The sequence below is a fragment of the Frankia sp. CeCAU1 genome (genome assembly GCF_977971845.1).
This window is the reverse complement of sequence record NZ_CDWWXA010000078.1, coordinates 1-5,571: the sequence shown is the minus strand read 5'-3', so window position 1 is coordinate 5,571 and position 5,571 is coordinate 1. Positions and strand designations below refer to the sequence as shown.

General features: G+C 69.2%; 5 protein-coding genes. 2 read left to right on the top strand and 3 right to left on the bottom strand.

Annotated elements, in window-relative coordinates:
* Window positions 1-64 precede the first annotated feature (64 nt).
* Window positions 65-739 carry an ABC transporter ATP-binding protein gene (locus AC08OO_RS14590; RefSeq protein ID WP_476610377.1) on the top strand — a complete coding sequence of 225 codons (675 nt, stop codon included), beginning with the start codon at window positions 65-67 and terminating at the stop codon, window positions 737-739.
* Window positions 740-863: 124 nt separating this feature from the next.
* On the opposite strand, the gene AC08OO_RS14585 is transcribed toward AC08OO_RS14590, so the two are convergent.
* Window positions 864-2,213 carry an ABC transporter substrate-binding protein gene (locus tag AC08OO_RS14585; protein ID WP_476610378.1) on the bottom strand — a complete coding sequence of 450 codons (1,350 nt, stop codon included), beginning with the start codon at window positions 2,211-2,213 and terminating at the stop codon, window positions 864-866.
* Between the two features lie 117 nt (window positions 2,214-2,330).
* Window positions 2,331-3,344, bottom strand: a complete 1,014-nt coding sequence (locus AC08OO_RS14580) for a MarR family transcriptional regulator (protein ID WP_476610379.1) — start codon at window positions 3,342-3,344, stop codon at window positions 2,331-2,333.
* Between the two features lie 548 nt (window positions 3,345-3,892).
* Between AC08OO_RS14580 and AC08OO_RS14575 the strand changes: the two genes are divergently transcribed.
* A complete protein-coding gene (locus tag AC08OO_RS14575; RefSeq protein ID WP_476607119.1) occupies window positions 3,893-4,345 on the top strand; it encodes a hypothetical protein in 453 nt (150 codons plus the stop codon).
* 156 nt (window positions 4,346-4,501) lie between these two features.
* Here AC08OO_RS14575 and speB read toward each other — a convergent pair whose 3' ends face one another.
* The gene (gene speB / locus AC08OO_RS14570) at window positions 4,502-5,524 is read right to left on the bottom strand and encodes an agmatinase (RefSeq protein ID WP_476610380.1); all 1,023 of its coding nucleotides are present in this window, start codon (window positions 5,522-5,524) and stop codon (window positions 4,502-4,504) included.
* Between the last annotated feature and the right edge of the window lie 47 nt (window positions 5,525-5,571).

The window sequence follows — 5,571 nt, the reverse complement described above, 5'->3', positions numbered from 1 at the left end:
TGTACCTGGCCCAGGCTGCCCATCGCCACGATGAAACGGTCCTGAAGCAGCCGCAGGAGGCACGGTGACCACGGCGACGGCCGAACTCGAACTGACCGGGGCACGGGCCGGCTACGGGACCGTGGAGGTCCTGCACGGCCTGGACCTCGCCATCCCCGCCGGCAAGGTCACCGCCCTGCTCGGGGTCAACGGCGCGGGCAAGAGCACCACCCTACGGGTGCTGGCCGGGCTGATCCCACTGCGTTCAGGCAGTCTGACCTGGCGCGGCGAGGACATCACCAAGGTGTCCACCGTCGACCGGGCCCGCCGAGGACTGATGCTCGTGCCGGACGAACGGGCCGTCTTCGCCACCCTGTCGGTCCGGGACAATCTGCAGATCATCGCGGAGGCCAGCGGGCACCCCGACATCACCCCCGCGCTGGAGTCGTTCCCCCGGCTGCGGGAACGGCTGACGCAGCGGGCCGGATCGATGTCGGGCGGTGAGCGGCGAATGCTGGCGCTCGCCCGCGCCCTGCTGGCCCGCCCCTCGGTCCTGATGGTCGACGAGCTGTCGCTCGGACTATCCCCGAAAGTCGCCGCGGACCTGTTCGGCTGGCTTGCGACGGTCGCATCGTCGGGCACCACCGTCGTGCTCGCCGACCAGTACACCGAGCAGGCCCTGGCGATGGCGGACCTGGTCTACGTCCTGCACCGGGGCGAGCGGTCCTTCGCGGGCGGGCCGGGGGAATTCCGAGCGTAGGGCCGCGAAAGGCCCCGGTGAAAGGCCCCCCGATGTGAAAGGCCCCGGTCGAGGTTCCCTCCGTGGTGCCGTGGAGGGTTGCCCCGACCGGGGCCCGAGATCACGCAGGCGGTCCCGCGAGAGATCAGCCGGCCGGGTAGGGCAGATCCGGAACGGTGAAGCAGTTGGTGTTCATGTCCTTGACCTGGGTCACCCAGCCACCCTGGTTGCCGTTCGCCGAGTCCTGCCAACGGGCGACGTTGAGGCAGTTCTGCTCCTGCGACGGCGGTTCAGGCGACTTCTTGAAGTTCCGGCCGGTCGGGATGAGCAGGCCGTGACCGTCGTAGTCCTTGCCGCTGTTCATGTACGCCTCGACGCAGGCGCGGGTGACGTCGGCGCCGCAGGACCGGATCGCGTCGGTCAGCCACTGGGCCGAGGCGTAACCCTCGAGCATCCACAGGTTCATCTTGGCCACCCGATCGGGCGCGGCCGCCTGCAGATCCTTCTGGAACGTGGCGACCGCGGGAATCTGAGTGTCCGCATAGTTGGCGGTGCCGCCGGTGGAGTAGATCGTGTTCCGGCAGTTCGGGGAGGCGCTGTAGACTTGGCGGATGTTGTTGGCCCAGCCCTGCGGCGGGGTCACCTTCGCCGTGATCGGCAGTTTCTGGGACTCGATGGCGTTGCACAGCTGAGCGTTACCACCGTCGTCCATCGCGTCGAAGACGATCTGGACACCGCGCCGCTTGAGGTCGAGGACCGTTGCGTCCCAACTCGGGGCGCCGAGATTGATCTGCTCCTCGACGACCGTGTAGCCCTCCTTGCGCAGGCCGTCCGCGATCGACTTGGCGTACCGCTCCGACGGGGCGACGTTGTAGTACACAACCCCGGCGACGTTGGTCTTCAGATTCTGCTTGAACCAGCGGTAGATCTCGGTCCCCGCGTAGAGCGTGCCGTTGTAGCCGGGACGGCTGCCGGTGCGCGGATAATAGCTGCCGTAGATCGAGTACAGGTGCGGATACTGATCGTAGGCGGCGGACACGGGCTGGCCGCCGATATCCGGAACGCCCTTGGAGTTGATGTACTGCGCACCCGTGTAGTCGAACGCCGTCACCCCGGCGAGCGCGAAGACCTTCTCGTCGTCGACGAGCTTGTGCGCGCAGTTCGCATTTCCGTCCCCGCTGCCCTTGTCGTCACACTCGACGAGGTTCACGGTGCGCCCGTTTACTCCGCCCGCGGCGTTGAGCGCCTTGAAATAGGCCCGCGCCCCGTACAGTGAGGCGGAGAACGTGTCCGGTCCGAAACCGCTGCTCAGGCCAGCGATTGTACCGATCTTGATCTCGGTCGGCGTGACGCCGATATCCGAAGCTGTGTTGTTCGACGCCCCGGCCGGTTTGTTGCCGGCCGAGGTCGTTCCGCTGCTACTGGCCCGGCTGCCGCAGGCGACGAGCGCCAGCGACGACAACACAATGACGGCGACGAGCGATCTCGCTCGCATGGACATGCTCTCCCCTGGTAGATCGGTGACGCTCGAAACGTTATTGCCGATCAACATCGTCGACGCTTCAGCCTGACGACAGCCGGTCCCGCTGCCGACTATGTACCGTTAGTTACATCAATGGGCGTTACGGACAAACATTCGGCGCCACCAGCTTCGACGCACCGGTGCGATGCTCGCGCGATCGGCCGCTGCCTTCTCCAAAGTCGGGGTGCTCCCCCCGGCCCCGTCTTCCCGGCGTGCGGTACCCCCGCTCGCCGGCTCGTGGGTCTCCCGGCTCGCGGCCGTCCCTGTAGGCAGGGGCGCGCCGACTACCGGCCGGCTGCCACCCCCGACGCCGTCGGCGCGCTCCGTGGGAGCCCCCTGCTCCCCGGAAAGCTCGGTTACCGTACCGCCCGGCGACGGAGAGGCATGCGACGCACCACCTACCGCATCGAGTGAGGCCGGGACGATCGTGCTGCCCAACACGGACATCGCCTCGTCCAGAGCGGCCAGGGCCTGGCCGATCGCCGTGACCGGATCCTCGGCGCGCCCCGGGGCCGGCACGGCCGGCGCCGCACCCGCCTCGGCGACCGGGTCGGGCTCGACGACCTCAATGACCTCAATGACCTCGGCGACCTCGGCGGCCGGCTCGGCGGTCACGTCCGCCGGCTCGCCATCGACCGCCTGCTCATCGGTGCCTGTGGCCGTGACCGCCTCAGCTGCGGCGACGGCAGGCTCAGACCCCGCAGAAGCACGTTCAACCGACGCGGGGACGTCGGGAACAGGCTGGGCCGACGGGAACTCGACCGACGCGGACGCATCGGGAACAGGCTCGGCCACGGCGGGAGAAGTGACCTCCTCGGCGCTCGCCGAGGGAGCGACATCGGCCGAGGGAGCGACATCGGCCGATTCCGCGGCAGGAGCGGATTCCGACTCCTCGGGCGGCGAGGTCGCCGCGAGCGTCAGACGGTTGAGAATCAGGCCGTCGGGACCCTGCCCCCGGTCCAGCCGCCCCGCCTGCGCGAGCTTCCGGCAGACCTGGTTCACCGTGCCCCGGCTCGCCCCGATCGCCGCCGCCAACCTGCCGTCGTCCAAACCCGCGGGAACCTTGGCAAGCTGGTCGAGTATCCGGTCAGCAACAGTAGCCACAAAGCGGGACGGTATACGCCATCTCCTATTCGCCGACAAGCGGGGTCACCCCACGCGGTAACCGTGTCCGTCCCGCTGCCGATGGCACTCGCAATGCCACTCTCGGCGGGCACCCGGTCCGCGGCGGCACACACCCCGCCCGGTCGCCTGATCCACCTCGTTCACGCCGCGACCGGCAGCGCCTCGCCCGGGCGCAGCGGGAGCTGTCCCGCACGCGGCAGGGTCGTGAAGCGGACGAAGGCCCGGGCGAAGGTGGCACGGATCCACGGCCGGATCCGCGACCGGCGCCGGGATCATCCGCACACGCCGTCCACGAGGATCATCCGCGGGAACCAGACGGTGGTCGAACCATGGGGCCACGGCGAGCAAGGGCCACGGCGGCGGGCTTAGCCCGACCGTCGCCGGGAAGGTCATGCGGCGAGGCGTGCCGGGAGCGGCCCGGGACGCACCGAATATCAACAGTGGCCGGACTCGCTTTGCCGGACGGAATGTTGCGGGATGTCCCAAGCAGGCCGCGCCGCGTCCGTAGGCCGGTCAGGGAGACAGCCATGGCGCAGCCAGCCTCGGGTTCCGAGCAGTTCGACCCTGGTTCCATCGCAGCCGACTCCGAACAGTCGTGGTCCCGCGAGGATGCTCCCCTGGAACCCGCGGAGATGCTCGACAGCGACGATCTCGGCTCGACGGATGCCGGCCGAGATCCATTGGACGACAGTTGGGACGCACCCGACAGACCGAGTGCCGGCGTCCGCTATCCGAGCACACCGCGTGAGGAGCGCGCGGGGCCGTCCTTCGATCGGCAACTCGCCGCGGAAACGCCGGACACCGACCCCTACCTGGAAGCCGAGCGGCGGGAGTCCGGGGCTGTTCTCGATGCCGACGCGTACGGCGAGGGGACGACGACCCTCGCGGAGGATTACGACGCGAACTTCGCCATTCCCAGCATCGTCACGCCGGACGTGAGTGCGCGCACGGCTGAGGAGGGCGCCCTGCACCTGGAATAAGGGCGCTCTGCGTGCTCGCGGGAATACGAATTACTCGTGAGCATACGAAGCGCTCGCGAGAATACGAAGCACGCGCGGGAATACGAAACGCCGATGGTTCGGTCGACAGTCCAACCGGCTCCCGGTTGCCACGGATGGTTACCACGGAGGGCCGGCTCAGGACGGGGCGGACCCGGGCAGGTCCGGAACGCCACCGGCGGCTTCCCGCCTGCGGTAGGCAAGTCCCGCGAAGACCTCCATGGCGACGCGATGGGCGCTGTTGACCGTCGTTTCCGCGTGGTCGTACGGCGGGGAGACTTCGACGATGTCGGCGGCCACAAGCGGCGTGTCGAGCGCGATCTGACGGACCGCCCGCAGCAGGTCGGCCGGGGTCATCCCCCCGGGTTCCGGGGTGCCGGTACCCGGCGCGAACCCCGGGTCCAGGACGTCGATGTCGACCGACAGGTACATGGCCCGGCACCCGTCCGTGGCCTGCGCGATCGCGTCCACGACGACGTCACGGCTGCCCCGCTCCCAGATCTCGTGCATGAGATGCCAGGTCATCTCCTGCTCGCGCATCCAGGCGAACACGTCCGGCGGCGGCCAGTAGCCGCGCAGCCCCACCTGGACAAAGTTGCGTCCACGCACGGCACCGGACTCGATGAGCCGTCGCATCGGAGTGCCGTGCGAGGCGAGGTTGCCGTCGATGACGTCCGCGGTGTCGGCATGCGCGTCGAAGTGCAGCAGACCGAGTTCACCCCAGCCCACGGCGTCGGCCACGCCGGTTGCGGCCGGCCAGGTGATCGAATGGTCGCCACCGATGACGAGCGGGATCGTGCCGAGCCCGGCGATCTGCGCGACCTTGGCCCGGATGTTGCGATGGGACGCCTCGGTGAGCCCATGCGGACAGTGCGCGTCGCCGGCGTCAACGACGTCGAGCCAGTCGAAGATCTCGATACCGAGGTCGAGATGGTAGGTGCCGGGGTTGTAGGCGTTGGCCCGCAGCGCCCGAGGGCCGAACCGGGCGCCGGGACGGTGGGTCGTCGAGATGTCGAACGGAGCACCGACGACGGCAACGTCGGGCCGGCGGGCCGCCAGCGCCTCCGTCCCGGGCAGCCAGGGCAGTCCGCAGAAGGTCGCGAGCCCCGCGTAGCCGGGCGCGTCCGGACCCGGCTCACGATCGCCGTTTCGTGCCGTCATCCGTCCCTCCGATCGGGCCCTTCCACTGTCCCACGGCCCGCCACCCC

What these genes read in the sequence shown, in the direction of transcription:
- AC08OO_RS14585 (WP_476610378.1), bottom strand. Translation starts at nt 2,213, where the DNA reads ATGCGAGCGAGATCGCTCGTCGCCGTCATTGTGTTGTCGTCGCTGGCG.
- AC08OO_RS14575 (WP_476607119.1), top strand. Translation starts at nt 3,893, where the DNA reads ATGGCGCAGCCAGCCTCGGGTTCCGAGCAGTTCGACCCTGGTTCCATC.
- speB (WP_476610380.1), bottom strand. Translation starts at nt 5,524, where the DNA reads ATGACGGCACGAAACGGCGATCGTGAGCCGGGTCCGGACGCGCCCGGC.